This window comes from Ilumatobacter coccineus YM16-304, assembly GCF_000348785.1.
Classification (GTDB): Bacteria; Actinomycetota; Acidimicrobiia; order Acidimicrobiales; family Ilumatobacteraceae; genus Ilumatobacter_A; species Ilumatobacter_A coccineus.
In genome coordinates, this window is record NC_020520.1 from 3580745 (window position 1) to 3606938 (window position 26194).

23 protein-coding genes are annotated in these 26194 nt (G+C 68.1%); 15 read left to right on the plus strand and 8 right to left on the minus strand.

What is annotated here, in order from left to right; translation table 11 throughout:
• Positions 1-36 precede the first annotated feature (36 nt).
• On the plus strand, positions 37-972 hold the full coding sequence (locus YM304_RS16105) for a 1-phosphofructokinase family hexose kinase (RefSeq protein ID WP_015442771.1): 936 nt from the start codon (positions 37-39) through the stop codon (positions 970-972).
• Positions 973-981: 9 nt separating this feature from the next.
• Here YM304_RS16105 and YM304_RS16110 read toward each other — a convergent pair whose 3' ends face one another.
• The 4 genes from YM304_RS16110 to YM304_RS16125 all read right to left on the minus strand — a co-directional run bounded on the left by YM304_RS16110 (position 982) and on the right by YM304_RS16125 (position 5209).
• Positions 982-1566, minus strand: coding sequence for a TetR/AcrR family transcriptional regulator (locus YM304_RS16110; protein WP_015442772.1), 585 nt, complete (start codon positions 1564-1566; stop codon positions 982-984).
• A 39-nt stretch (positions 1567-1605) separates the two neighbouring features.
• Positions 1606-3312 (minus strand): MFS transporter, encoded by a 1707-nt coding sequence (locus YM304_RS16115; RefSeq protein WP_015442773.1) that lies wholly within the window; start codon positions 3310-3312, stop codon positions 1606-1608.
• 119 nt (positions 3313-3431) lie between these two features.
• Positions 3432-4847 (minus strand): MBL fold metallo-hydrolase RNA specificity domain-containing protein, encoded by a 1416-nt coding sequence (locus YM304_RS16120; protein ID WP_015442774.1) that lies wholly within the window; start codon positions 4845-4847, stop codon positions 3432-3434.
• Entirely contained in the window at positions 4844-5209 is a 366-nt protein-coding gene (locus YM304_RS16125) for a hypothetical protein (protein ID WP_015442775.1), read from the minus strand. Before YM304_RS16125 ends, YM304_RS16120 begins: the two co-directional genes overlap by 4 nt.
• Positions 5210-5368: 159 nt before the next feature.
• Here YM304_RS16125 and YM304_RS16130 point away from each other — a divergent pair, with 159 nt between their 5' ends.
• The 10 genes from YM304_RS16130 (at position 5369) to YM304_RS16175 (ending at position 18285) form a co-directional block, all read left to right on the plus strand.
• Positions 5369-6079 carry a response regulator transcription factor gene (locus YM304_RS16130; RefSeq protein ID WP_015442776.1) on the plus strand — a complete coding sequence of 237 codons (711 nt, stop codon included), beginning with the start codon at positions 5369-5371 and terminating at the stop codon, positions 6077-6079.
• On the plus strand, positions 6076-7485 hold the full coding sequence (locus YM304_RS16135) for an ATP-binding protein (RefSeq protein ID WP_015442777.1): 1410 nt from the start codon (positions 6076-6078) through the stop codon (positions 7483-7485). Before YM304_RS16130 ends, YM304_RS16135 begins: the two co-directional genes overlap by 4 nt.
• Positions 7486-7542: 57 nt before the next feature.
• On the plus strand, positions 7543-8334 hold the full coding sequence (locus tag YM304_RS22840) for a hypothetical protein (protein WP_015442778.1): 792 nt from the start codon (positions 7543-7545) through the stop codon (positions 8332-8334).
• Positions 8331-9986: a peptidoglycan-binding domain-containing protein gene (locus YM304_RS22845; protein ID WP_015442779.1), complete on the plus strand. Its 1656-nt coding sequence runs from the start codon at positions 8331-8333 to the stop codon at positions 9984-9986. The genes YM304_RS22840 and YM304_RS22845 overlap by 4 nt, the downstream gene beginning before the upstream one ends.
• Positions 9983-10750 carry an ABC transporter ATP-binding protein gene (locus YM304_RS16150; protein ID WP_015442780.1) on the plus strand — a complete coding sequence of 256 codons (768 nt, stop codon included), beginning with the start codon at positions 9983-9985 and terminating at the stop codon, positions 10748-10750. The genes YM304_RS22845 and YM304_RS16150 overlap by 4 nt, the downstream gene beginning before the upstream one ends.
• The gene (locus YM304_RS16155) at positions 10747-12009 is read left to right on the plus strand and encodes an ABC transporter permease (RefSeq protein WP_015442781.1); all 1263 of its coding nucleotides are present in this window, start codon (positions 10747-10749) and stop codon (positions 12007-12009) included. The genes YM304_RS16150 and YM304_RS16155 overlap by 4 nt, the downstream gene beginning before the upstream one ends.
• Positions 12010-12059: 50 nt before the next feature.
• Positions 12060-13157 carry a peptidoglycan-binding protein gene (locus YM304_RS16160; protein ID WP_015442782.1) on the plus strand — a complete coding sequence of 366 codons (1098 nt, stop codon included), beginning with the start codon at positions 12060-12062 and terminating at the stop codon, positions 13155-13157.
• A gap of 264 nt (positions 13158-13421) precedes the next feature.
• The gene (locus YM304_RS22850) at positions 13422-16091 is read left to right on the plus strand and encodes a putative bifunctional diguanylate cyclase/phosphodiesterase (protein ID WP_051071466.1); all 2670 of its coding nucleotides are present in this window, start codon (positions 13422-13424) and stop codon (positions 16089-16091) included.
• A gap of 126 nt (positions 16092-16217) precedes the next feature.
• Entirely contained in the window at positions 16218-17756 is a 1539-nt protein-coding gene (locus YM304_RS16170; RefSeq protein WP_015442784.1) for an MFS transporter, read from the plus strand.
• 1 nt (position 17757) lies between these two features.
• On the plus strand, positions 17758-18285 hold the full coding sequence (locus YM304_RS16175; RefSeq protein WP_015442785.1) for a TetR/AcrR family transcriptional regulator: 528 nt from the start codon (positions 17758-17760) through the stop codon (positions 18283-18285).
• Between the two features lie 34 nt (positions 18286-18319).
• Here YM304_RS16175 and YM304_RS16180 read toward each other — a convergent pair whose 3' ends face one another.
• The gene (locus YM304_RS16180) at positions 18320-20581 is read right to left on the minus strand and encodes a molybdopterin-dependent oxidoreductase (RefSeq protein WP_015442786.1); all 2262 of its coding nucleotides are present in this window, start codon (positions 20579-20581) and stop codon (positions 18320-18322) included.
• An 83-nt stretch (positions 20582-20664) separates the two neighbouring features.
• Here YM304_RS16180 and YM304_RS16185 point away from each other — a divergent pair, with 83 nt between their 5' ends.
• Positions 20665-21507 (plus strand): phytanoyl-CoA dioxygenase family protein, encoded by an 843-nt coding sequence (locus tag YM304_RS16185; protein ID WP_015442787.1) that lies wholly within the window; start codon positions 20665-20667, stop codon positions 21505-21507.
• A gap of 154 nt (positions 21508-21661) precedes the next feature.
• Complete coding sequence (locus YM304_RS16190) at positions 21662-22819, plus strand: acetyl-CoA acetyltransferase (RefSeq protein ID WP_015442788.1); 1158 nt, start codon at positions 21662-21664, stop codon at positions 22817-22819.
• A 53-nt stretch (positions 22820-22872) separates the two neighbouring features.
• Here YM304_RS16190 and YM304_RS16195 read toward each other — a convergent pair whose 3' ends face one another.
• Complete coding sequence (locus tag YM304_RS16195) at positions 22873-23592, minus strand: GAF and ANTAR domain-containing protein (RefSeq protein ID WP_015442789.1); 720 nt, start codon at positions 23590-23592, stop codon at positions 22873-22875.
• A 333-nt stretch (positions 23593-23925) separates the two neighbouring features.
• On the opposite strand from YM304_RS16195, the gene YM304_RS25095 reads away from it, so the two are divergent.
• Complete coding sequence (locus YM304_RS25095) at positions 23926-24312, plus strand: STAS domain-containing protein (RefSeq protein WP_041298373.1); 387 nt, start codon at positions 23926-23928, stop codon at positions 24310-24312.
• A gap of 27 nt (positions 24313-24339) precedes the next feature.
• Here YM304_RS25095 and YM304_RS16205 read toward each other — a convergent pair whose 3' ends face one another.
• Both YM304_RS16205 and YM304_RS25230 read right to left on the minus strand, forming a co-directional pair.
• Positions 24340-25377: a DNA topoisomerase IB gene (locus tag YM304_RS16205; protein WP_015442791.1), complete on the minus strand. Its 1038-nt coding sequence runs from the start codon at positions 25375-25377 to the stop codon at positions 24340-24342.
• A gap of 52 nt (positions 25378-25429) precedes the next feature.
• Positions 25430-25579, minus strand: a complete 150-nt coding sequence (locus YM304_RS25230; RefSeq protein WP_015442792.1) for a GPGG-motif small membrane protein — start codon at positions 25577-25579, stop codon at positions 25430-25432.
• A gap of 207 nt (positions 25580-25786) precedes the next feature.
• On the opposite strand from YM304_RS25230, the gene YM304_RS16210 reads away from it, so the two are divergent.
• Positions 25787-25966: a hypothetical protein gene (locus YM304_RS16210; RefSeq protein WP_154723499.1), complete on the plus strand. Its 180-nt coding sequence runs from the start codon at positions 25787-25789 to the stop codon at positions 25964-25966.
• Positions 25967-26194: the final 228 nt, after the last annotated feature.

Genomic DNA, 26194 nt, shown 5'->3' on the forward strand with positions numbered 1-26194 from the left:
CGACGAAACGGGACCGCGCCTCGAGGGCGGCGACCGATGAGCGCGGAGAAGATCGTCACGCTGACCTTCAGCCCAGCGCTCGACGTGTCGACCAGCGTCGACGCGGTGGCGCCGGCTCGCAAGCTTCGCTGTGACCATCCACGACACGAACCCGGCGGTGGCGGCATCAACGTCGCGCGCGTCGCTCGTCGACTCGACATCGAGGCCGTCGCCGTCGCTCCGCTCGGCGGCGATCACGGGCGGATGGTCGTCGACGAACTGGCGACCGAAGGTGTGGCCGTCGAGTCGGTCGCCGTCGGCAGCACCATCCGGCAGAGCTTCTCCGTCACCGACGAGTCGACCGGGCTCCAGTACCGGTTCGTGCTGCCACCGGTCCGCCTCAGCGCCGACGACGCCGACCGATGTGTCGCGGCGACCTGCGACCTCGGCGCCGACGCAGGCTGCGTCGTGGTGTCGGGCAGCATCGACATCCCGAACGTGAGCGACGCGCTCCGCACGATCGTCGAGGTCGTCGCCCCCACTCCGGTACTCGTCGACACGTCGGGAGACGCGCTGCACGCCGCATTCGAGTGCGGCGCGGCGCTGATCAAACCGAGCGCTCGCGAACTCTCCGATCTCGTCGGCCGGTCGCTCGACACCGAAGACGACATCACCAGTGCCGCTCAGGAGATCGTCGATCGTTCGAACGTCGGGGCCCTGCTGGTGTCGATCGGTGCCGGCGGCGCGGTGCTCGCTCGCCCCGGTGCCGCACCGCGCCGGTTCAGAGCGCCGACGGTTCGGGTGCGCAGCACGATCGGCGCCGGCGACTCCCTCGTCGCAGGTATCGCCACCGGTCTCGCTCGCGGCGATGAACTCACCGACGCGATTCGGCTCGGCATCGCTGCCGGAACGGCGACCGTGATGTCCGACGGCACCGGACTCTGCGACCCGAGCGTCGTTCGCTCGCTGCTCCCGCTGGTCGTCGACGACTGAACGCCGAGATCAGCCCTCGGCCGGGCTCGCGGGAGCGACCACGGCGATGAGGCGCATCGCGAAGTCGGCGTCGATCGGATCGCGAGTGAGCAGACGCCGATACACGACCGGGCCGATCGTCGCGTCGATCAACACCTCGATGTCGGCATCGGAGCGGAGTTCGCCGCGCTCGCAAGCGCGCTCGAAGATGCGACGCAACGGCAGCCGACGGAAGCGCACCCAGTCGTCGAGCGACTCCTGGATCGACGGATCGTGGCACGCGACCTCGATGAGGTGCGGGAGCACGTCGTTCATCGGATTCTGCTCGAACCGTCCGAACAGCTTCTCGAGGTAGCGATCGAGATCACCGCGCAACGTGCCCGTGTCGTCCTCGTCGATCGGGCTCATTCCCGACCGCAGCGCGTCGAGGATCAGCGCTTCCTTGCTGGCCCATCGGCGATAGATCGTCGCCTTCGACACGTCGGCACGTCGGGCGAGCTCGTCCATCGACATCTTGGCGATGCCGACGGCCCCGGCGATCTCCAGGGCCGCGGCCAACACCCGTTCGTCGATCTCCTCGGACCGAGGACGCCCCCGCTTGACCGCTGCGTTCATGCCACCATCATGCACACACCGGTGGGCGTGCACCGAGTGTCACGGCGCCGTCTCACCCGACGTCGTGTATGCCGCTCCGGCCCGCGTGGTGGTGCCGACGACCATCGGTGCCCCACCCGGAGCCGACACCGCACCCGGGCGACCGGCGGATCCGGAGGCATCGGTGGCCTGCGCCGGCAGGAACTTCCAGACCATCACGGCGGCGAGGCCGATCACCACGACCGACACGCGGAGTCCGACAGACATGGCGTCGACGAACGACTGGTTGACCGAGTCGAGGAACTCGCCGGAGCGAGCACCGAGCTCGGCGGCAACCCGCTGGCCTGCGCCGAGCGACGTCTGCGCCAGCGCATCGTCGGCGGCGTCGAGACCGAACTGCGCCGACGAGTCGCTCACCCGATTGCGGTAGACGCTCGACACCGCCGACCCGATGATCGCCACGCCGAGCGCTCCGCCCACCTGTCTCGTCGTGTCGTTGATCGCGGAGCCGACGCCGGCCTTCTCACGCGGGAGCGACCCCATCACCGACTCGGTCGCCGGTGCCATCGTCATGCCCATGCCGATCGACATGACGACCAGGAACGAGATCACGACGACGTAGGGCGTCTCGGGAGCGATGAACGAGAGCAGACCCACGCCGATCATCATCAGCACCAGTCCGGACGAGACGACCCGCTTCGTGCCGAGTCGCTCGACGAGGCGAGCCGACGCCGGGGCGACGATCATCATCGTCACCGCCTGGGGCAGCAGGCGGACGCCAGCCTCGAGCGGGGTGTAGCCGTGCACGAGCTGCCAGTACTGCGTCATCAGGAACAGCGAGCCGAACATGGCGAAGAAGACGAGGGTGATCGTTCCGCTCGCCGCACTGAAGCGGGCGTTGCGGAACACGCTCATGTCGAGCATGGGATTGGCCGTGTGCAGCTCCCAGTAGACGAACGCTGCGAGCGCCACGCCACCGACGACGAATCCGGCCACCACGGTGCCGTGGGTCCAACCGTCGGCCGGCCCCTCGATGATCCCGAACAGCACGCCGGCGAGGCCGACGATCGACAGCAGGGCGCCGACCGGGTCGAGCTTGCCTTGATTCGGGTCACGCGACGTCGGGACGAAGAACGCACCGAGTACCAGCGCGGTGATGCCGAGCGGAAGGTTGACCCAGAAGACCGAGTGCCACGAGAAGTGTTCGAGCAGGAAGCCGCCGGTCATCGGTCCGATGGCCACACCAAGGCCGGAGAACCCGGCCCAGACCGCGATCGCCCGCCCACGTTCAGTCGGGTCACGGAAGACGTTCATCAGGATCGACAGGGTCGCCGGCATGATCAGCGCGCCACCGATCCCCATGAACGCACGGGTGGCGATGAGCTGGGTCGCCGAATCCGACAGCGCCGCCGCCGCCGAGCCGAGGCCGAACAGCACGATGCCGAACTGCAACGCGCCCTTGCGGCCGAATCGGTCCGACAGGCTGCCGGCGGTCAGGAGCAGGCCGGCGAAGACGAGCACGTACGAATCGATGATCCACTGGATCTCGCTGTTGCTCGCACCGAGGTCGGTGATCAGCGACGGGATCGCCACGTTGAGGATCGTGTTGTCCATCACGATGATCAGCAGGCTCAGGCAGAGCACGCCCAGGATCATCCACCGACGTTCGTGCACGCGCGGGTCGATGTCGTCGACAGCGGGGATCGTCGGCGCGCCCGACTCGTCGAACGGATCGGTGGTGGCGGTTGCGGTGTGGTTGCTGCTCATCGTCCAGACCTCTCGCCGAGCGGCACCCGGCGCATCTCTTCAAATACTGAACCGTTCAGTATCGTAAAGATGATAGGCGGAGCCGCTCCGAGGCGACGATGTGACACGCGCCTCGCGCGTCAGACCAGCACGCGTTCGCCTGGCCGAGCAGCCACCGCGATGAGCCCGGCCTCCGACTCCAGGCGGCCGACGAGCGCCGCCGACGCATCGGGTTCACCGTGATTGACGTAGACGATCTCGGGAGGGGTGGCGGCCGTCGAAGCCCAGTCGACCAACTCGTGCTGGTCTGCGTGGGCAGAGAGTTCGACCGACACGACGCGTGCCCGCACGGCGCGATGACGGCCGAGCAATTTCACACTGCGCTCCCCCCGACGCAAGAGGTCGCCCCGAGTGCCGGGCGCCTGGAAGCCGACGAGCATGATCGCGTTGCGGTCGTCGGACATCCGCTGGCTCAGATGGTGGAGAATCCGTCCGCCGGTCGCCATGCCCGACGCCGAGATGATGATCATCGGACCGTGGCGGGCGTTGATCTCCATCGACCGCTCGACGCTGCGCGCCTCGTGGAGTTGCAACGACGGGAACAGTTCGGCGCCGTGGAACTCCGGGCGGATCTCGGGTGACGCACGACGCGCCTCGTCGCGATACACCTCGAGCGCGCTCAGCGCCATCGGGCTGTCGACGAACACGGGCAGGTTCGGGATGCGGCCGGCCGCCACGAGCCGATCGAGGTGGTGAAGGATGATCTCGGTGCGATCGACCGCGAACGCCGGGATCACCACCACGCCCCCACGACGCGCCGCTTCGTTGACCGTGTCGGCGATGACGTCGGCCGGGTCGACGTGCTCGTGCACGCGGTCGCCGTAGGTCGACTCGGTGATCACCACGTCGGGTGCGTCCAGCGGCGTCGGCGCGACGAGCAGTGGGTGCGTCTGGCGTCCGAGGTCGCCGGAGAACACGACGTGCTTGCCGCGACCGTCGCCGGCCGAGGCGACGTGCAGGTCGATCCACGCCGCCCCGAGGATGTGCCCGGCGCGACGCCAGGTGGCCGACACGTCGGCGAGCACCGACACCTCCTCGTCGAAGTCGATCGGGTGGAACAGTTCGAGACTGGCACGCGCCGCCGCCTCGGTGTACAGCGGTTCGGCCGGATGATGCTTCGAATACCCCTTGCGATTGGCGTACGCGGCCTCCTCCTCGTGCAGGTGTCCGCTGTCGGGCAGCACGATCGACGCGAGTCTGCTCGTACCGATCGTGCAGTGGACCGGGCCACTGAAACCGGCCTCGACCAGCCGCGGCAGGTAGCCGCAGTGGTCGATGTGTGCGTGGGTGAGCAGCACGGCGTCGATCGACGCCGGGTCGACGGGGAAGTCGGCCCAGTTCTGGAGGCGCAACTCCTTGCGACCCTGGAACAGACCACAGTCGATCAGGATGCGCCCCGACGGGGTGTCGAGCAGCGTCTTGCTGCCCGTGACCGTGCCCGCTCCTCCGACGAAGGTCAACGCCGGCGCCGGAGAAGCGGTGGGGGTCGACGTCACCGGCGAATCGTTCCGCCCGTGCCGTGGGCGCGACCGGTGCGGCGGTCGTGCAACGTCTCCTTGGCGTCGTTGACCCGCCGGATCATCTCGTCACGCACGACGTTGAGCGCTCGCGTCAGGTCGGGCTCGGACGTCGTGACCACGAGCGTCGGCCAGCCGGCGACGTTCGCCTCGAACGTGAGGTGCTGCCCTGGAAGATCGCGATCCTTGATGTACAGGTCGAGCGCGACGTCGTCGCGGTCGAAGCCCCGGAATCGGGTCTCGAGCGCACCCCAGTGCTTCCAGACGGCTTCGGTCTCGTCTGCGCTGAGCCGTCCGTGCACTCGCAGGCAGGCGGCGATCGTGGCCTTGTCGTCGGTCATGACACTCTCCTTTCGAGCGGCTCGCCCTCGAGCTGCTCTCTCACTTCCCATCGAACACCTGGAGCGCACCGACCAACAGGGCACAACGACCCATCTCGTGCCATGTCGGCAACGAGCGGTTCTGACGATTTTCTCACACACGGCTGACAGGCTGCCGCCGTGAACGCCTCCGCCGCCCCCTCCCCCACCGTGCTCGTCGTCGACGACGACCCGGGCGTCAGAGAGACACTCCGGATGGCGCTGTCGTACGAGGGATACGACGTGCGACTGGCCGGCAACGGCGGAGAAGGTCTCGAGTACCTGGCAGAGCAGACAGCCGACGCCGTGATCGTCGACGTGATGATGCCGCACGTCGATGGGCTCTCGATGTGTCGAGCGTTGCGACGGCGCCGCAATCGCGTCCCGATTCTCGTGTTGACCGCGCGTTCCTCGATCGGTGATCGTGTCGAAGGTCTCGACGCGGGAGCAGACGATTATCTGGTGAAGCCGTTCTCGCTCGACGAATTGTTGGCCCGGGTGAGGGCGCTGATCCGCCGGTCGCATCATGCCGACGCCCCCGAACCGACGGACGTCGGCGACCTCGTCCTCGATCCCCGGACTCGATCGGCGCGACGTGGTGAGCGACGAATCGAGCTGACCAAGACCGAGTACGAGCTGCTCGCGATGCTCATGGCTCATCCGGGCGCGGTGCTCACGAGAGAGGTGATCTACGACCGGATCTGGGGATGCGACCTCTCGGCGACCTCGCGTTCGCTCGACGTGTACGTCAGCTATCTCCGCCAGAAGACCGAAGCAGACGGCGAACCCCGCATGATCCAGACCGTTCGTGGCATCGGCTTCATGATCGAGTCCGCGGAGCGCTCCACATGAGAGGCCGTCCGCTTCAGATCCGCCTCGTGATGCTGTTCGGTGCACTCGTCGCCGTCGCCACCGCCGCATCCGGTCTCCTGTCGTACGCCGCGACGAAAGACGAGGCGATCGCGGTCGTCGACGAATTTCTCGAAGACCGGTTCGGCCCGGGCGTCGGACGCCCGAACGGCCCCACGCGCCCGACACTCGAAGAACTCGATCTGCTGATCGAGCGCGGACAGGAACGAGTCGCGGAGCTCGACGACGATCGCGACGTGACCGCCCGACGGTTCGTGGGCGACGACTCGGTCGTCACGATCATCGACCCCGACGGCGAGGTCGTGCTCACCTCCGACGCCGGTGTCGAGTTGCCGGTTCCGTCGACGACCGCTGTCGACGATGCGCTGTCGACGGTCAGCATCGACGGTGTCCGCTACCGCCTGCGCAGCGAGGTACTCGAGGACGGAACGACGGTGTTGACCGCGCGGTCGTTGGCCGAGACCGACGCCACGCTCGCCGCCGTCAGGAACCGCCTCATCGTCGTGGCCATCCTGATCACGGCCGTCGCGGTGATCGCCTCGTGGCTCGTGGCGAGTCGCATCGCCCGTCCGCTGCGCAGGCTCTCGGCGACCGCCGAGCACATCACGGCCACAGGCGACCTGACGACACCCATCGACACCGATGCAACCGGCGAAGTCGGCCAGGTGGCGACGAGTTTCGCCGGAATGCTCGACGCGTTCGGACGGTCGCGAGCGCAACAGAAGCAACTGGTGATCGACGCAGGCCACGAGCTGAACACACCGTTGACAACGCTGCGCGGCAACCTCGAACTCCTGTCGAGCGGACGGCTGCACGACGACGACCGCGACCGAGCGTTCCAGCTCGCCCTCGCCGAAGTCGAGGAGTTGTCGACACTCACCGCCGAACTGGTCGAGTTGGCGAGCGACCAGCCGGTCCGAGCCGAACTCGCCCCGGTCGACCTCGTCGAGATCGCCCATGCCGCAGCGTCACGCGCGCAGGCTCGATCCGGTCGAACCATCACCGTCCGCGGGACCACCGACCCCATGCTCGGCAACGCCGCTGGGCTCGATCGGGCCATCACCAACCTGCTCGGCAACGCACTCAAGTTCTCGACCGGCGACGAGGCGATCGCGGTCGACATCGGAGCGGCATCGGTCACCGTTCGCAGCCGGAGCGTCGCGATTCCTGACGACGACCTCGAGCGCGTGTTCGAACGCTTCTACCGCGCGGCGACCGCGCGGGCCCTCCCCGGGTCGGGACTCGGCCTCGCCATCGTCGCCGCCGTCGCTGAAGCACACGGCGGTGCACCATTCGCCCGGAACACTCCAGACGGCGTCGAAGTCGGGTTCTCCTTCGACCCCCATCGAGCGGCCACGACACCGACCGACCCGGCGCCTGAACTCTGACGATCTCCACAACTGATTCTGACGGTTCCCTGACGGTCCGGGACGAGCCTGACGATCATGTTGTTTCCATCGATCGGACGCACGCCGTCCTCACCACCTCGTGCTGCTCGGTTCCGGCACCAGACCGCTGTCGCATCCGCCGGCATCGCCCTCATCGCGATCTCCGCGTGCGGTTCGCCGGCGGCAGACGCCGACGAGGCGGCATCGGACGTCGCGTCGCTCGACGAGGTCGCCAGCCTCGACGCGCCGACCGACGGCGGTGATACCGCCAGCGATGCCGGATCGACGCTCGACGCCGACGAAGCGGCACTGGCGTTCTCGGAGTGTCTCCGAGAACAAGGGCTCGACGTTCCCGACATCGGTGTCGACGGCGACGGGAACATCGACCTTCGTGACGCGTTCGAAGGCATCGAGCCCGGAGGCGGCGACTTCCGCGAGGCCACCCAGGCCTGCGGCGACCTCCTCGGAGACGCGAACTTCGGTGGAGGGCGAGCCGCTGGCGGGTTCGCCGACAACACCGCGATCCAGGACGCCCTCGTCGAGCTCACCGAATGCGTGCGCGACGCAGGATTCCCCGAGGCGACCGAGGTGACGTTCGGGCAACCAGGGCAGGCAACCGGCAACGGTGCCGGCGCTGATGCCGACGGCTCCGGCGGCCCGGCGCAGCGAGGCCAGGGCCAGGGCGGCGGCCCCGGTCAGGGCGACATCGGTCTGCGATTCGCCGGTCAGATGGGCCTCGACGCCGACGACCCCGAGGTGATCGCGGCGATGGAGACCTGTACGCCGATTCTCGACGAAGCGTTCACCGAAGCCGGTCTCGGCGGCCCTGGACAGCAGGCCGACGGATGAGCATCAAGGAGACGTCACTCGGACGCGACCTCGACGGGGACGCACGCGGTCGTTCGGTCGAGACGGACGCCGACGGTGCCTCGCCGAGCCGAACACCTGCGGCCGACCGCTCGGTCGAGTCGGTCGACCATGCGGTCGTCGGCGTTCGGTCTCGACGCAGCTGGCCGTGGCTCGTCGTCGGGGCGGGTCTCGGCGTGGCCGCGACCTTCGCCGTTCAATCCTTGACGTCGGATGGTGCCGACGACGCCGCCATCGCGACCACGGAGGTCGTCGAACTGGCGACCGCCGAGGCGACATCACGAGACCTCGTCGACTACATCGACTACGAGGGCCAGCTCACGCGTGGTGCGACCACCTCGGTGCTGGCGACTGCATCGGGCACCATCACCGAGAGCGTTCCCGTCGGCAGCGAGCTCGTTCGCGGCGCGCACGTGGTCTCGATCGACGGTTCGCCAGTCGTGACGTTCTACGGATCGCTGCCATTCCACCGAAGCCTCGACTGGGGAGACGAAGGAGCCGACGTCGAGCAGCTCGAAGCCAACCTCTGGGCGCTCGGTTTCACCGACGACGCAACCCTGTCGGTCGATGGTGTCTACGACACCAGCACCGCCGATGCCGTCGAAGCGTGGGAGACCTCGCTCGGACTCGAAGCAACCGGAGACTTCGACGCCGGTCGAGTCATCGTGGTCGACGGGCCATCACTCGTCGCCGAGATCGCAGCGCCGGGCTCGAGTTCGACCGTCGGCCAGCAGCTCCTGCTCGCGGAGACCACCGAGGCCCGGTGGGACGTGACCCTCGACGCTGGGAAACTCGACGACGATGCCGTCATCGCCGACCTGGTCGAGGTCGGCACACCTGTCGTGCACGGCACGATCCTCGCCACACTCGACGGGCAGTCCGTGGTCGCGGTCACCGACGTGTCCGACGTGACCGCCGCACTGCTCGAGGCCTTCGCCGACGACGACCTCGAACTGCTGGAACGGCTGCTCGTGTTCTTCGGGTTCGACCCCGATGGAGCCATCACGATCGACGACGACGCCGATCTCGCAACGGTCGCTGGGATCGTCCGGTGGCAGGAAGCTGCGGGGATTCCGGCGACCGGAGCCGTCGGCGCCCAGTACTACGTCGTCGTTCCTTCCGGATTCGAGGTGGTCGAGGTCATCTCCGCCGACGGAGACCCGATCGGCAACGGAGCACTCGCGGCGTCGCTCGGCAGCTCGACCATCTCGGTCACGACCGACATCGTCGTCGACGAGATCGACGACATCGACGTCGGTGACCCCGCTGACGTGGTCCTCGCCGATGACGAGGTGCTCACCGCCCGAGTCGAATCGATCGCCGATGCTGCCGACGACACCGGTGACGGCACGACGCCGACCATCGCCGTGCGTCTCACGCTCGACGCCGAGCCCGATGATGTCGTCGTCGGGCCCGTCACCGTCCGCTTCGAGAGCAGCCGCGTCACCGCAGCGACGGTGGTGCCGACTCGGGCCCTCGTGAGCCTCCGAGAAGGTGGTTTCGCCGTCGAGATCCGCAGCGACGATGGCACCACCCGCCTCGTGGGTGTCGAGCTCGGCGCCTTCGACGATGGCGTGGTCGAAGTCGTGGCCGGCGAGGTCGCTCCCGGCGACGATGTGGTGGTGCCGACATGAGCACGGCTGATCGCTCCGGTCGAGCCGCCACGACGGGCGACACGACCAGCTCCACGGTGAGCAACCTGGCGGCGCTCCGCCTCGTCGACGTCGTCAAGGAGTATCCCGGCCACCCGCCGGTTCGAGCTCTCGACTCGGTGTCGTTGCAGATCGATCGCGGCGAGCTCGTGGCGATCGTCGGACCGTCCGGCTCCGGTAAGTCGACGATGCTCCACGTGATGGGCACACTCGATCGGCCGACCTCGGGCCGCGTCGAGATCGACGGAATCGAACTGTCGAAACTCAGCGATCGCCGACTCGCTGCGGCGCGCGCTCGACTGATCGGATTCGTCTTCCAGCAGTTCTTCCTGCTCGAAGCGATGACCGCGCTCGAGAACGTGGCGAACGGTCTGCTGTACTCCGGCGAGTCGAAGTCGAAGCGGCTCCCGAAGGCAGCACGAGCGCTGTCGAGAGTCGGGCTCTCTCACCGGCTCCACCACCGGCCGAGCGAATTGTCGGGCGGCGAGCGTCAGCGCGTTGCGATCGCCCGCGCACTCGTCCACGACCCGGCGATCGTTCTCGCCGACGAGCCGACCGGCAACCTCGACTCGGTGTCGAGCGAGTCGGTCATGGAGTTGCTCTACGACCTCCACCACGAGGGCCGCACCATCGTGGTGATCACCCACGATCGGGATCTCGCCGCCGCGCTCCCCCGGCAAGTCGCCGTGAGCGACGGCCGACTCGTCACGCCCAGCCCAGCGCTCGTCGCCGGAGGTGCACGATGAGCTTCCTGTCGCGCCGGCGAAACCCGGCCACGGACCCGACCTCGCCCGACCAGGCTCGCTCGACCAGGCGAGAACTCGGACCAAGCCGTCTCGGCCCAGCCGCCGTCGTCGGCGTCGCCGCCGACGGTCTGCGCGGCCGGAAGCTGCGAACCGCCCTGTCGGCGCTCGGAATCACGATCGGCATCGCCGCGATGGTCGGCGTCCTCGGCCTCTCGGAGTCGAGTCGTGCCGACCTCCAAGCCGAGATCGCCGCGCTCGGCACGAATCTCCTCACGATCGAACCTTCCGACGGGTTCGGCGGTGGAGACGGCGTACTCCCCGAGGAGACCGTGGCCAAGGTCGGGCGCATCGGCCCGGTCGACCTCGTGGCCGACACGGTGTCGCTCGATGCGGCGCCGCGCCGCAACGACCTCGTCAGTGACAACGAGACGAAGGGCATCACCGTCATCGCCGCCGACGTCGATCTCGTCGAGACCCTCAAGGGATCGGTGTCCGACGGCGTCTGGCTCGACGAGGCCACGGGCGCCTATCAGAACGTCGTGCTGGGGTCGGTGGCCGCCGAACGCTTCGGCGTGTCCGACATCGCCAGCGGAACACAACTGCGCATCGACGACGAGTGGTTCACCGTGATCGGCATCCTCGGCGAGTTTCCGCTGTCGGAGGATCTCGACCGTTCGGTGTTCATCGGTAAGGAAGCCGCCGCCACGACCTTCGACGTCGAGCTGAATCCCAGCGCGATCTACGTCCGCACCGACCCTGATCAGATCGACGCCGTCCGCGGTGTGTTGTCATCGACCGTCGATCCCGAGAGCCCAGACGAAGTGTCGATCTCTCGCCCGACCGATGCGCTCGAAGCACAATCGGCCGCCGACAACGCGTTCACCGCGCTGTTCCTCGGGCTCGGAGCGGTCGCGCTGCTCGTCGGTGGCATCGGCATCGCCAACGTGATGGTGATCGCCGTCATCGAACGCAGGAACGAGATCGGACTCAGGCGAGCGCTCGGCGCGACGCAGGCCCACATCCGCCGCCAGTTCCTCACCGAGGCCCTGTTGCTCTCCGCGCTCGGTGGTGCTGCCGGCGTCGGACTCGGCGTCGCGGTGACCTACGTGTACGCCGACTACGAAGGCTGGACCGTCGTCATACCGAACATCGCCATCGTGGGTGGCTTCGGCGCGGCGATCGCCATCGGCGTCGTCGCCGGCCTCTATCCAGCCGCCCGGGCCGCACGACTCGCCCCGACCGAAGCGCTCCGCGCATGACCGAACCAGCGACCAACGTACCCAGCCGAAGCAACGCGACGAGATCCCACATGCCATCACCCACCACCCGCACGGCGACGATCGCTGCTGTCGTGCTCTTGACCATCGGCGCTGCCATCGGCGGCTCGTGGCTCGTGCTCGACACGGGAGCCGCGAGCGCAGGTACCGCGCAGGACACCCCGAACGACACCGACGAGCCAACGGCCGAGGCGGACCTCACGGTCGTGCAACCGCAACGGGTCGACCTCACGATCGAGCACGAGGCCACCGGTGGGGTTGCTGCAGCTGCCACGCAGTCCGTGCCGAGCCCGATCGACGGCACCGTCGTCGCGATGATCGATCCCGGCTCGAAGGTCGAGCCGGGCACCGTGCTCGCCGTCGTCGACGACCACCCCGTCACCGCCATCGGTGGGACGATCCCGATGTGGCGTTCGCTCGGCGTCGGCGACGAAGGCGCCGACGTCGAGCAACTCGAGCAAGCCCTCGTCGGCCTCGGGTTCGACCCCGATGGCGAGGTCACGGTCGACGAGCAGTACACGTCGGCGACCGCAGCGATGGTCGCCGACTGGCAGACGTCGTACGGTGCCGATGACACAGGCTCGGTGGACCGCTACGACGTCGTGGTGCTCGACCGAGGCATGGTGGTCGCCTCGGTCACAGCAACGATCGGGGCTCGGGTGGGTGACGGTGAGAGTCTGCTCTCACTCGACTCGGTCGAGCAGATCGTGACCGCCTCGATTCCGGTCGCCGACGCGGTCACGCTCCGTGCGGGCGACGCCGTCGAGCTGATGCTCCCCGACCGCACCACGCTCTCCGGCCTCGTGCGTTCGCTCGCGCTCGGCTCCGACTCGTCGGTGCGCATCGCCGAGATCGAGTTCGCGGACCGTGCCACCGACGACACCGATCAGACCGCGACGGCGTCCGTCGCCGGGAGATCCGTCGACGTCTCGTGGACCGAGACGGTGGCGTCCGATGTGCTCACCCTGCCGGCCGACGCGTTCCGCCACCTCGACGACGGGTCGTACGTGGTCGACGTCGTCAGCGACGACGGCATGGTCACCGCCGTCACCGTCGAACCCGGCCGAAGCGCGGGGAACCTCATCGAGGTGTCGGGCGTGACGGCTCAGACCGACGTGACACGACCCTGACCTACCGAGCTGCCAGAAGGCCACCTGGTGGATGGTCAGCGACCCCGAGCCGAACGACGGGCAGTGAGGACGCGACGCGCTACGTGAACGTTTCTTCAAGTTGGCGAACAGTGTGCCGATAGATGATCACGGGTCATTCACCGAACGATGACTCCGCCCTCGATCGATGACACACCGCACTGCCATCCGCGCCACGTTACGCCCGTCCGACGCGACGGGCCGCGGCTCATGCGCGCACCCGCACGAACGCGAGGGAGCGCGGCGATGAGCCGGTCGACCCCTGGCGGCTGGTCGCGCCGATCACGGAGTGTCGCGTTCCGCCTTCTCGGTGCGGTCCTCGTCCCGCTGGTGCTCCTCGGTCTCGTGACGGCGCAATGGGCGCTCGCGAACCGATCCACCGCGGCCGACGCCGACCTGCTCGAAGCCGAGGTGGTCGTACTCGATCAACTGATCGACCTCAACCGCGTCCTGTTCTCCGAACGCGTGCAGGCGCAGTCGACCGCACACGCCGCGGACGCCCCTGCGTTCTCCGAGATCGTGCTGAGCTACCGCACGCCCGAGGAGAGCAGCGTCGAACTGGTGCGCTCCCGCACCGACGCTGCCGTCGATGCGCTCGCCGCCGACGATCGTCCCTGGACCGACCCACTCCTCGGCCGCATCCGCCAGGCGATCGACGACGACCTCTGGACACCCCCCGAGCTCGACACCGAGTTCGCGCGTCTCCAAGACTTTCTCACCGACGACATGCGAGAGCGACTGGCGAGCGTGAAGGAACGCGCCGTCGAGCTCGGCAGCAGCCGACTGGTCGAGTCCGTCGAAGTGGTCGAGCACGCGTTGGAAGCGAACGAAGGGGCGGCTGAGCTCGTGGTCGATCTCACCGCCTACTGGTTCGCCGGCGCCGCCGACATCGACATCGCACGCTCCGAACTGGCGCAGTCCAACGAGCAGTACACCGTGGCGGTCGAACGGCTCGAGGAGATGCGCGACGCTCCTGCCGCACGCGAACTCGCTGCCGCGGCACGGTCGGGCACCGACTTCCGCGACGCCGTTCGCGCCGCGACGCGAGGCGCCGGCAGTCCGATCTTCGCGGGCGATCCGCTCCCCGACGTCCTCCGCATCCTCGGCGAAGGCGTCACCCGGTCCCGCGAACTCGCCGACACGATGCCGCAGGGTTCGCTCGCCGTGACCACGCTCGTCGACGAACTCGCCCAGGAGGCTCGCGACGACGCTCGCACCGCCTCCGTGCTGGCCGCGGCCTTCATGCTCGTCTCGATCGCTGCGGCACTCGGTTTCGGGCGCACGATCGTGTCACCGGTTCGCAGGATCACGCAGCACGCTCGCCAGATCGGCGCCGGCGACCTCGACATCGACCCGCTGCCGTTGACCGGGCCGCCCGAGTTGGCCGATGCCTCCGGGGCCTTCAACGACCTGGTCACGAACCTCCAGCTCATGGACCGAAAGGCCAACGCGCTCGCGGCGGCCGATCTCGATGCCGCCGTGTTGAGCGAACCCCTCGCCGGACGGCTCGGCGAATCGCTCCACCGATCGGTCCACGTGCTGTCGGGGTCGATCGCCGAACGCGAGCGACTGCAGACCCGTCTCGCCCACCAGGCCACGCACGACGCGCTCACCGGCATCCCCAACCGTGCCGCGGCGATCGAGCACCTCGAACGAGCGAGCGCTCGCTCCATCCGCACCGGAAGCCTGCTCGCGGTGGTGTTCATCGACCTCGACGACTTCAAACGCGTCAACGACACCTACGGTCACGCCGTCGGTGACGAGGTGCTCCGCGCCACCGCCCGGCGCATGTCGGACGTCGCTCGTGGTGGCGACCTGCTGGCCCGCATCGGCGGCGACGAGTTCCTGCTGGTGGCGGAGGATCTCGACAGCCTGACCGAGGCCTCGAAGCTCGCCGAGCGAATCGTCGAGTCCCTGCACGCAGCCATCACCGTCGAAGGAGTCGAGTTCCACGTCGGCGCCTGCGCGGGCATCGCGCTGGCGCAAGACGGCGACGACCCACTCACGTTGCTCCGCAACGCCGACCTCGCGGCGTACACCGCGAAGCGACGCGGGCCGGGAGGCATCGACGTCTACGACGAAGCCCTGCAACTCGAGTTGGTCGAGCGAGCCGAGATCGAGGACGCGCTGTCGATCGCCTTGCGTTCCGACGACCAGCTCCGTCTCGAGTACCAACCGATCGTCGATGCCACGACCGGACGCCTCGCCAGCGCCGAGGCACTGCTCCGATGGGAACGACCCGGCCATGGTCGAGTCCGTCCCGACGCGTTCATCCCGATCGCCGAAGCCTCGAAGCTGATCATCGAGATCGACCGCTGGGTGCTCACCGCCGCGACCGCACAGCTCGCGGCGTGGTCGACGCTTCCCGACTTCGCCGACGTCTCCGTCTCGATCAACGTGTCGGGGCGGCACATCCTCGACTCCGGATTCGTCTCGACCGTGGAGCGCGCCATCGAGCAGAGCGGCTGCCGAGCCGACCGCCTGGTCATCGAGGTCACCGAGACCGTGCTCGTGGCCGACCTGGCGCGAGCGGCGACGCAGCTCGCCGCGCTCCGCGATCTCGGCGTGCGCGTCGCGGTCGACGACTTCGGCACCGGCTACACGAGCCTGGCGCATCTTCGGTCGCTGCCGATCGACGAGATCAAGATCGATCGCAGCTTCGTGTCGGGACTGCCCGATGCGACCGACGACCACCGGCTCATCCAGATCGTCTGTGACCTGGCGCGTCACCTCGGCGTGCCCACGGTGGCCGAAGGCGTCGAGACCGAAGCTCAGCGAGCGCTCCTCCAACTGATCGGCTGTCAGATGCTCCAGGGCTACCTGTTCTCCCCGTCGATGCATCCCGATGCGCTCGCCGAGTGGACCGTCGATCGCCATCGCGCCATCGCCGCCGCCCTCACCGGCGTCTCCTCCTGACGCGCGTTCGACATCACGATCGTCCGCTCCCCCACTCCCCCGCTCCTCCGCTCCCCCGCCAGGTCGCCGCGCTCGTCGGCGCGTCCACTGATCGAAACAAACCGTCCAGACGGTACAGTTTGACGGATGAACACGGCGACCGAAACACGGCGACGCTGGTGGGCACTGATGGTGCTCACGCTGCCCGTACTGATCATCTCGATGGACGCGACGATCCTCGGATTCGCCGTTCCGTCGCTGAGCGAGACGCTCGAACCGTCGAGCTCCGAACTCCTCTGGATCGTCGACATCTACTCCTTCGTCCTCGCCGGGATGCTCGTCACGATGGGCGCGCTCGGCGACCGCATCGGCCGTCGACGACTGCTGATGATCGGCGCCGCCGGCTTCAGCGTCGCGTCGGTGCTCGCTGCGTTCTCCACGAATCCCGAGATGCTGATCGCCGCTCGGGCCATGCTCGGTGTCGCCGGCGCGACCCTCATGCCGTCGACGCTGTCGCTCATCCGCAACGTGTTCGCCGACGAGCGTGAACGCCAGACCGCCATCGCCATCTGGGCGTCGTCGTTCGCCTTCGGTTCGGCGCTCGGCCCCATCGTCGGCGGCTTCCTGCTCGAACACTTCTGGTGGGGCGCGGTGTTCCTCGTCGGGGTTCCGATCACCACGGCGCTGCTCGTCGTGGCACCGCGACTCGTTCCCGAATCGAGCGATCCGTCGCCGGCGCCGTTCGACGCGACGAGCGCGGCGCTGTCGCTCGTCACGATGCTCCCGACCGTCTACGCCGTCAAGATGTTCACCGAGCACGGACTCGGGCCGATGGTGGTCGGCGCGGCCATCGTCGGTGTCTCGGCGGGCGTCGTGTTCGTCCGACGCCAGCAGCGCATCACCGATCCGATGATCGACGTCTCGCTGTTCACGGTGCCCCGATTCCGCATGGCGGTCAGCGGCAACCTCATCGCCGCGTTCGGGTTCGCCGGGTCGCTGTTCTTCGTCACGCAGTATCTTCAACTCGTCGTCGGCATGTCACCGCTGCGAGCCGGGCTGCAACTCCTGCCCGCAGCCGGCTCGTCGATCACGTTCACCCTCCTGGCTCCGGTGGTCGCTCGACGGCTCGGCGCGTTCAGCGTCATCGCCGGCGGGCTCGCGATGGGCAGCATCGGCTTCGCGATGCTCACCCAGGTGTCGGCCGACGGGTCGCTCGCGCTCACCACCGCAGCGGTGATCGTGCTCAACGCCGGGCTCGGCGCCTCGATGACCGTCGCCGTCGACGGCATCCTCGCGGCGATCCCTCCCGAGCGTGCCGGCGCAGGTGCCTCGGTCTCGGAAACGGCGATCGAGATCGGCATCGCGCTCGGCACGGCGGTGCTCGGTAGCATCGCCGCCGCCGTCTATCGAGGCGGTTTCGCCGACCTCGACGGAGTCCCCGACGAGGCCATCGACGCGTCTCGCGAGACGTTGGGCGCCGCGATCGCGATCGCCGACTCACTCGGCGGAGATTCGGCCGACGCGTTGCGTGCCGCTGCCGACTCGGCGTTCACCGACGGCTTCCACGCCGCAGCACTGACCGCGTCGGCGGCGATGGTCGTCGTGGCATGCTGGGCACTCGTCACGCGGCGGCGCGGTCCGGCGGCCGTTGCCCCCGCAGTCGTCGACGCCGAACGAGTTCACTGACATGGCACGTCCCACGCAGCGCGAGGTCGTCCTCGACGCCTTCCAGGAGCTGATCGTCGAAGTCGGCGCGGGCAACGTCACGCTCGAGGCCACCGCGGCGCGTGCCGGTGTGTCGAAGGGCGGTCTGCTGTACCACTTCCCGTCGAAGTCCGACCTCTTCGCCGGGCTCGTCGAACGACTGGCCGGGGCGATCGACGCAGCGATCGCCAAAGCTCCCGCCGACCTGGTCGAGCTCGTTCACTGGTACATCGACGAAGCCACCGAAGTCGTCGCCGAGGAGAACACGGTGTGGCTCGCGCTGTTCGCAGCCACCGATGCCGTCGACGACGACGTCGCCGCGCTCCTCGGTGACCTGTTCGCCCGCTATTCGACGCCGCTCGATGCGCTGCCTCCCGTGTTGCGCGAGCACGTCCGCCTCGTTGGCGACGGGCTCTACTTCAACGCGCTCATCGGCGGGCCGGCACCGAGCGCCGAGCATCTGGCGCAGATCACCGAGTCGCTGGTCCGCAACGTCCCGCCATCGGCCTGAGCCGACGTCGTGGCGCCGTGACGCCGGTCTGCGATCAGGCCAGCGCGACCTCGACCGGAATGCCGTTGAGGGTGCAGTTGCCCGACAGGTCGTCGAGTGCCGCGTCGTCGGTGAGCACATTGGAGTTCACGCCTGGCTTGGTCTTGGCGGTGTGCATCTCGATGCCGTCTTCGTCGTAGCCCCAGCCGTGTGGGAGACACACCACACCGGGCATCACCTCGTCGGTGACCTCGACCGGGGCGACCACCTCGCCGACCCGCGACCGCACACTCGCCGACCCGCCATCGGTGAGGCCGAGACGGCTGGCGTCATCCGGGTGCACCTGCAACGTGCAATCGGTCTTGCCCTTGATGAGCACGTTGAGGTTGTGCATCCACGAGTTGACGGTCTTGAGGTGACGCCGTCCCACCAGCACCAGTTGGTCGTTCGCCCGGCCGAGCGCCTCGAAGTGAGCAGCGAACCGCTCCATGTCGTCGACGATCGGTTGCGGCGCGAGTTCGACGGTGCCCGACACGGTCTTGATCGCATCGGGGAAACGCGACACCAGCGGACCGAAGTCGGCTCCACTCGGATGCTCGTCGATCAGCTTGCGCAGCGTGAGCCCGTCGGGATTCGCGCCGAAACCGTCGCCGTGCTGGCCGACGCGCAGACGGAAGTCGATGATCTGCTCCGACCACTCCCAGTCGGCGAGCGCGTCGAGGATCTCCGCCTTGTCGCGACCGTGGATCGGCGACGACGTCCGCGCGATCTCGCCCTCGACGATCTGGTCCATCATCTGGTCGTGCACCACCACCGGGTCGGTGTCGATCGGCTTGCCCTGGATGACGAGTGAGAGTCGGCTCAGGATCTGCTCCTCGCTCGGCGCATCGGTCGGGAAGACCGCGGGCGAGTACTTGGCGAACGAGCGGATCATGTTGGCTTCGAACGCGAAGTCGTAGTGGCTGCGTTCGAGCGCCGACGTCGGCGGCAGGATCACATGAGCGTGGCGTGCCGTGGCCGTGATGTACGGGTCGACGACCACGAGCAGGTCGAGTTGCTGGAGCGCCTCGTCGATGCGATCGGTGTTGGGGAACGAGCGGACCGGGTTGCACGCCAGCACGAAGAGCCCTTTGATGCCACCCTCGCCGTCGGTGATCTCCTCCGCCAACGTCGCGGCCGGGAGCTCGCCCTTGACCTCGGGCCGGCCCGATGCCCGGCCCTCCCAGCGGCCGAGCTTGAAGCCGCGTCCACCGGGCTTCGACGGCGCCAGGTTCTGCGTGGGCGCGCAGTTGAACATGATGCCGCCCGGCTCGTCGAGGTTGCCGGTGAGCACGTTGAGCACGTCGGTGGCCCAGCTCGCGACCGTGCCGAACTCGACGGTGTGCGCTCCCATCCGCCCGTAGACCACAGCGGTCGGTGCCGCTGCGAGTTCGCGGGCGATGCGGCGCGTGGTGTCGGCGGCGATTCCACATCGCTCCGCAACCGCCTCGGCGGTGTACGGGGCGGTCATCTCGCGGACCTCGTCGACGCCGCTCACGTGGGGCGCCATGCGTCCGATGTCGACGAGACCTTCGTCGAAGAGGGTGTTGATCAAGGCCATCAACCAGAACGAGTCGGTGCCCGGAACGATCGACAGGTGCTCCGACGCGTGCTCGGCGGTCTTCGTCCGACGTGGGTCGACGACGACGAACCGCCCGCGCTCACGGATCGCTTCGAGACGTCGCGGCATGTCGGGGGCGGTGAGCAGGCTGCCGTTCGACACGTACGGGTTCGCACCGAGCATCAGCAGGTAGTCGGTGCGGTCGAGATCGGGCAGCGGGAACATGTCGGGCCGCCCCCACATCAGACCGGCGCTCACGTGCTTCGGCATCTGGTCGACGGTCGACGCCGAGAACGCGTTGGTGCTCCCGACGGCGGTCATGACCGGTCGGACGTAGAGCAGACCGCCGAGGTTGTGGGTGTTGGGGTTGCCGAGCACGGTGCCGAGCGCCTGACGCCCGTGCGTCTCGACGATGGGTGCGAGCCGCCGTTCGATCTCCGCGAAGGCTTCGTCCCACGTCGCCTCCTTCCAGCCGTCGTCGGTGCGGATGCGCGGCGACGTGAGCCGGTCGGGATCCTCGTGCAACTGTTTGAGCGTCGAGCCCTTCGGGCAGATGAACCCCTTCGAGTACGGGTCGTCCATGTCGCCGCGGATGCGCAGCACCTGATCGCCCTTCGTGGTGATCTCGAGCCCGCAACAGGCTTCGCACAGCGGGCACGAGCGACGGTGTGTCACGGTCTCGGTCGTGTCGGTCACGTCGGCGGCGTCGGTTCCCATCGGCTCACAGTACGCGGTTCGGCCGTGGTCGGGCACAGCCGATCCCCTTCACCGGTCGCACCGCACGAAAGTAGGGTCGCGGTGTGCCCATCGATCTCGCGCCGCACCATCAGCAACTCGTGGACGACGGCTACACGATCGTCGAGAACGCGATCGAACCCGATCTCGTCGACGCGCTGCTCGACGACGTGCACCGGCTCGAATCCGAACTCGGCAGCCGACCGGCGAACAACCGCTTCGAAGGAAACCTCACCACCCGCAGCTACAACCTGCTGGCCCACGGCGAGATCTGGCAGAAGGTGCCGACGCACCCGGTCGTGCTGGAGTTGATCGAGGGCGTGCTCGGGCCGCAGTGCCTGGTGTCGAGCCTCGCCTCGATCTCACTCGGCCCGGGCGAGACCGCGCAGGTCATCCACGCCGACGACCAGGTGCAGCCGCTCGCCAAGCCGCACGTCGCCACGGTCTGCAACTCGATGTGGGCGCTCACCGACTTCACCGAGGCCAACGGCGCCACGCGAGTGGTGCCCGGCAGTCATCTGTGGCAGAACCCCGACTACTTCGCCGGCGATGCCGAGGTCGACACGATCGCGGCCGAGATGCCGAAGGGCAGCGTGCTGGTGTGGCACGGCAGCACCTGGCACGGCGGTGGCGCGAACGTGACCGACGACGAGGTGCGCGTCGGCGTGGCCATGAACTACTGCGCCGGGTTCATCCGCCAGCAGGAGAACCAGCAGCTCGGCATTCCGCCCGAGGTGATGACGACGTTCAGTCCGCAACTGCGCCAGCTGTGCGGGCTCGGCATGTACCGCGGGCTCACCGGCAACATCGAGAAGAAGAGCCCCGCCGAACTGCTCTACGGCGACCCTGCCGAAGTGCAGCTGTGGGACGCCGAGCCGATCGATCCGGCCACGTCCCCGCCGGCCTGAGTCGTGGCCGAGGTGACATGTGCCCGGTTCGGGTGGTGCCACTGAACTCGCAGCCAGGCGGCCGGATACGGTCGAGTCGACACCCCGAACCGTTTCGTGGCACGACGAAGCGAGCTCGGACCTCAGCAGACATCCACCTCAGTAAAGGACGCACATGAACCCGAGCATCATCGGCTGGTCGCACCTCCCGTTCGGCCGCCTCGACGACACCCTCGAAGAGATGATCATCAAGGTGTCGCGCGGCGCCATCGCCGATGCCGGCATCTCGGCCGGCGACGTCGACGCGACCTGGCTCGGTCACTTCAACAGCGGGCTCGTGTCCGACGGCTTCCCGGCGTCGCTCACCATCCAGGCCGATGAGGGACTGCGCTGGAAGCCGGTCACACGCGTCGAGAACGCCTGCGCCTCCGGGTCGGCCGCCATCTACAACGCGATCAACGCGATCAAGGCCGGTGAGGCCGACATCGCGCTCGTCGTCGGCGCCGAGAAGATGACGAACAACAGCACCAAGGACGTCACGACCGCCCTCGGTGGAGCGTCGTACCAGAAGGAAGAAGCCGGCGTCTCGTTCCCGCAGATCTTCGCTCGGTTCGCGCAGGCCTACTTCGACGAGTTCGGTGACCACTCCTCCACGCTCGCCGCGATCGCCGCCAAGAACCACGCCAACGGTGCGAAGAACCCGCTCGCACACATGCAGAAGGAAGTCAGCTTCGACTTCTGCAACACGGTCTCGGAGAAGAACCCGATGGTCGCCGAACCGCTCCGCGTCACCGACTGCTCGCTCATCTCCGACGGCGCCGCGGCGATCGTCATCGCCTCCGACGACGTGGCCAAGGCCCACGACCGTGCGGTTCGCTTCCGTTCGACGGCGCACGTGCAGGACGTGCTCCCCCTGTCGCGTCGCAAGCTCACCGACTTCGAAGGCCCGGCACGAGCGTTTGCTGCCGCGTTCGACCAGGCGGGCATCTCGGTGAACGACCTCGACTTCGCCGAGATCCACGACTGCTTCACCATCGCCGAACTGCTCGTGTACGAAGCGATGGGCCTCGCTCCGAAGGGCGCCGGCAAGTCGGCGATCGACGACGGCATCGTGCTTCCCGACGGCAGCCTGCCGGTCAACCTCTCGGGCGGCCTCAAGGCCAAGGGCCACCCGGTCGGCGCGACCGGCGTCTCGATGCACGTGATGTCGGCGATGCAGCTCGTCGGCGAAGCCGGTGACCTCCAGAAGGCCGACGCCGATCTCGGCTGTGTCTTCAACATGGGCGGGTCCGGCGTCGCCAACTACTGCTCCGTCCTCGAACGACGCAACTGACGCAACGCCTCGGGACCGGACGGTTTGTCTCTGAGACAAACCGTCCGGTCCGTTCACGTGTCGGGAAGCGGTGGGCGCAGTCCGAGGTCGACCACCGCTTCGGCGACCGCTCGGAGCGTCGCCTGCTTGCTGCGGGCGTGCTGACGCAACGCGGTGAACGCCGCGTCGAGTGCGATGCCGTGTTCGCCCGCGAGGATGCCCTTCGCCTGTTCGATCACGATTCGCGAATCGAGCGCGTGCTGCAACTGTTCGTTGAGCCGCTGCGCTTCGTCGAGGCGTGACGCGTGGAGGATGTAGCCGGTCGCGATGTCGGCGAGCACGTGCGCGGCGCCGATGACGTTGTCGCTCCACTGCCGAGGCTGCTCGTTGTAGACCGTGAGCGCTCCGAGCGCGTTCCCACCGGCGACGAGCGGGATGCCGAGCACGGCGCTGAACCCCGCGTCGAGTGCGGTGCGGCGATACACGGGCCACTCGTCACGCGCCGAGACGTCGGCGACCGACACGGTCTGGCTGGACGTGAAGGCTTGATGGCACGGGCCCTCACGCGTGTTCTGCTGCACGAGCTCGAGGCTCGCTGCGGCGTCCGTGTTCGCGGAGACGAACTGGAGGCGCCCGTCCTCGTTCACGAGCGCGACGCCCGCTGCGGTCGCGTTGAGGGTCGCCACCGTGCTGTCGGTGAGGTTGTACAGCACGTCGGCGACGTCGAAACGGTCGGCGAGCGTCGCGGCGAAGCGACGAAGCACGTCGAAGAGTGCGCTCTGGTCGGCGGTCATCGGGTCAGCTCTCGTGTCGGGGTGACAGGAATCGGCGACGTTGTGCCAGTTGAGAGTAGCACCGCGGATTTTGGTCTGGTAAGAATGAACGGGTCGCCCCAGAACCACGGTGACGTTCCGCCAGACACCCCAGACTTCGGTGCACGATCCTCTGAAACGAGGTGCGAGATGTACCCCACCTGTCAGGCCTCGCCTGCAGTCCTCCGTCTGCTCTGCTCACTTCCGGCCACCGCCCGCAGCTCGCGACACCGGGTGACCTTCCACGCGAGCACACCCAGAAACGACTGCTCGTGCCGGCATCGGCACCGTGAGCGATCGTGCCGGGCCGAGCTCGTGATCGCCGGTGAACTCGACAGCTACGCGGCTGATGCAGCCGACGAGCGGTGCCGGGACTGGCTGACGAGCATCGGCCGGCTCGACGTGGTCGTCGACCTGTCGGCCGTGACGCTCATCGACAGTGCAGGCACCCGGCTCATCGAGCGACTCGCCGACGCCGTCCCGGGTCGGTTGACCGTGCGAGCACCGAGCCGGATCGTTCGCCGAGTGTTCGACCTGCTGAACGTCGCGATCGACGAGGAGCCGCCAGCGGTGATCGAACCGCTCGAGTCGCACTGGCAGGGCCGTGGCCTCGCGCTGCAACCCGGTCTGCGGCGATCGTCTCGCCGGGCTCCAGCGAGCACCAGCGGCGACCCTGGGGTGCTCGCCGACTGCGCGCGCTGACGAGACCGGCACGACGACAAGCACCGCTCACTCCCCCGGCGATGCGGTGGACGAAGCGGATGTCGACAGGAGTTTGGCGAGGGCGCTCTCGGATCGATCGAGCCACTTCGAGCGACGCGACGAACGCCACGCGTCGTCGATCTGCTCGTCGTCGGCCTGCAGCGCGACCGGATGGACGTACGAGTTGCGAGCGACGGCGCGCGTGTTGCCGAGGCTGTCGGCTGCTTCGTCGACGGCGTCGAGCGGACGCGAGCCGGCCGCGCGCGCCTCGACCACGACGCTCGACGCGCCCCACGTCCTGAAGTCCTTCGCCGAGAATGCCGGCCCGGCGTGTTCGACGATGAAATCGTTCACGTCCGACGCCGTCGCCCGGCGCCGCTCGCCTGCCGCGTCGCCGTCGAACCAGAACAGTTCGTCGTCGGCGTCGGATGCGAGTTCGGTCAGAATCGCGACGAGGTCTTCGTCGTCGATCACCACGGTCCGTTCCTGGCCGCTCTTGGCCGTGTACTCCAACGTCATCACGTCGTCGTCGATGACGTGTTCGACCGTCAGCGTCGTGGCGCCGTAGTGGCCCTTCTCGGCCGACCCGTGATTGCCGACGCGCAGCAGGCACCGATCGATCAGAGCCACGGCTGCCGCCACGGCGTGCGAGCGGCTGCCCACCGGCTCCGTCAGCGCCTGCTCGATCGCGCGCCGCACGAGGACCACGGCGCGCCCGAAGTAGGGCAGACGGGCGTACTTGAGTCCGTCGCAGTGCTCACGGAAGTCGTCGTGATAGCGGTACTGCTTGCGGCCGGCCTGGTCGGTGCCCGACGCTTGCAGGTAGCCACGCTCGTGGGGTGAGATCCACACGTCGTTCCACGCTGGCGGAATCGCCAGTGCCTCGATGCGGGCGCGCACGTCGTCGCCGACCGCGGCACCGAATGCGTCGTGGTAGCTGAAACCGCTCCCTCTGCGGCGCCGCCCGATGCCCGGCTCGGCATCGGACAGGTGGACGAGTCCGGCTGCAGGGGCGAGCACCGCCGGGTCGCGTTCGATGAGTTCTTCGGGAACACGGACGACCATCGCCGATGTCAGCCCGCTGCCCGTGGTTGCATTCGTCCCGCCATCATCGGCGTCAACGTCGCTGGAAGATGCTGTATCCACCGGGCCCGACGAGCAGGCCGACGACGATGAGGAGCAGCCCGAAGAGGAGCTGCCCTTGGATGATCTGCACGATGCCGACGATCACGAGGATGACGGCGATGAGCCAGAGAATGAATGCCACGAATACTCCTGCGGTCGAGTGTGGTCACGCCTGCGGGTTCACCGCCCGGCGGCGGTGAACCCGCACCGGATCAGTACCCGATGCAGACCGCTCTATTCGTCGAACGGCGCGGTTCTTGCAGGGGCTCGCTGCAGTGCTCGCGGGCACCGTGTCGTCCGCGTGTGGTCTCGATGAATCGTGTTCGGCGACGCTGGGTACACGGACCGCATGAGTACCGACAACGCATCCATCACCGACAACGACATCACGTCCGGCCCCACCGAGGACGACGAGAACCTCGACGCCCCCGGCGAACACTCGCAAGACACCGGCGACGAACCGACGGAGGACGACGAGAACCTCGACGCCCCCGGCGAACACTCCCAAGACACCGGCGACGAGGCCTGACCTGTCGCGTTCACCCCGACCCCCGCTCAGCGCGCCGTCGACCCGCACGGTCGGCGGCGCGCTGGCGCGCTGCGTCGGAGACGTCGAGGAGTTCGAGACCCGCTACTGGGGTCGCGAACCCCTGCTCCGTCGCGCGGGCTCCATCCCGGCCGACGCGTTCAGCGACGTCTTCTCGAGCAGCCACCTCGACGACCTGCTCGCGAGCGGCATCCGCCGGCCGATCGTCCG

Coding starts and splice junctions, on each gene's coding strand:
- YM304_RS16105 (WP_015442771.1), top strand. CDS start 37: ATGAGCGCGGAGAAGATCGTCACGCTGACCTTCAGCCCAGCGCTCGAC.
- YM304_RS16110 (WP_015442772.1), bottom strand. CDS start 1,566: ATGAACGCAGCGGTCAAGCGGGGGCGTCCTCGGTCCGAGGAGATCGAC.
- YM304_RS16115 (WP_015442773.1), bottom strand. CDS start 3,312: ATGAGCAGCAACCACACCGCAACCGCCACCACCGATCCGTTCGACGAG.
- YM304_RS16125 (WP_015442775.1), bottom strand. CDS start 5,209: ATGACCGACGACAAGGCCACGATCGCCGCCTGCCTGCGAGTGCACGGA.
- YM304_RS16135 (WP_015442777.1), top strand. CDS start 6,076: ATGAGAGGCCGTCCGCTTCAGATCCGCCTCGTGATGCTGTTCGGTGCA.
- YM304_RS22840 (WP_015442778.1), top strand. CDS start 7,543: ATGTTGTTTCCATCGATCGGACGCACGCCGTCCTCACCACCTCGTGCT.
- YM304_RS22845 (WP_015442779.1), top strand. CDS start 8,331: ATGAGCATCAAGGAGACGTCACTCGGACGCGACCTCGACGGGGACGCA.
- YM304_RS16150 (WP_015442780.1), top strand. CDS start 9,983: ATGAGCACGGCTGATCGCTCCGGTCGAGCCGCCACGACGGGCGACACG.
- YM304_RS16155 (WP_015442781.1), top strand. CDS start 10,747: ATGAGCTTCCTGTCGCGCCGGCGAAACCCGGCCACGGACCCGACCTCG.
- YM304_RS16160 (WP_015442782.1), top strand. CDS start 12,060: ATGCCATCACCCACCACCCGCACGGCGACGATCGCTGCTGTCGTGCTC.
- YM304_RS22850 (WP_051071466.1), top strand. CDS start 13,422: ATGAGCCGGTCGACCCCTGGCGGCTGGTCGCGCCGATCACGGAGTGTC.
- YM304_RS16170 (WP_015442784.1), top strand. CDS start 16,218: ATGAACACGGCGACCGAAACACGGCGACGCTGGTGGGCACTGATGGTG.
- YM304_RS16175 (WP_015442785.1), top strand. CDS start 17,758: ATGGCACGTCCCACGCAGCGCGAGGTCGTCCTCGACGCCTTCCAGGAG.
- YM304_RS16180 (WP_015442786.1), bottom strand. CDS start 20,581: ATGGGAACCGACGCCGCCGACGTGACCGACACGACCGAGACCGTGACA.
- YM304_RS16190 (WP_015442788.1), top strand. CDS start 21,662: ATGAACCCGAGCATCATCGGCTGGTCGCACCTCCCGTTCGGCCGCCTC.
- YM304_RS16195 (WP_015442789.1), bottom strand. CDS start 23,592: ATGACCGCCGACCAGAGCGCACTCTTCGACGTGCTTCGTCGCTTCGCC.
- YM304_RS16205 (WP_015442791.1), bottom strand. CDS start 25,377: ATGGTCGTCCGTGTTCCCGAAGAACTCATCGAACGCGACCCGGCGGTG.
- YM304_RS16210 (WP_154723499.1), top strand. CDS start 25,787: ATGAGTACCGACAACGCATCCATCACCGACAACGACATCACGTCCGGC.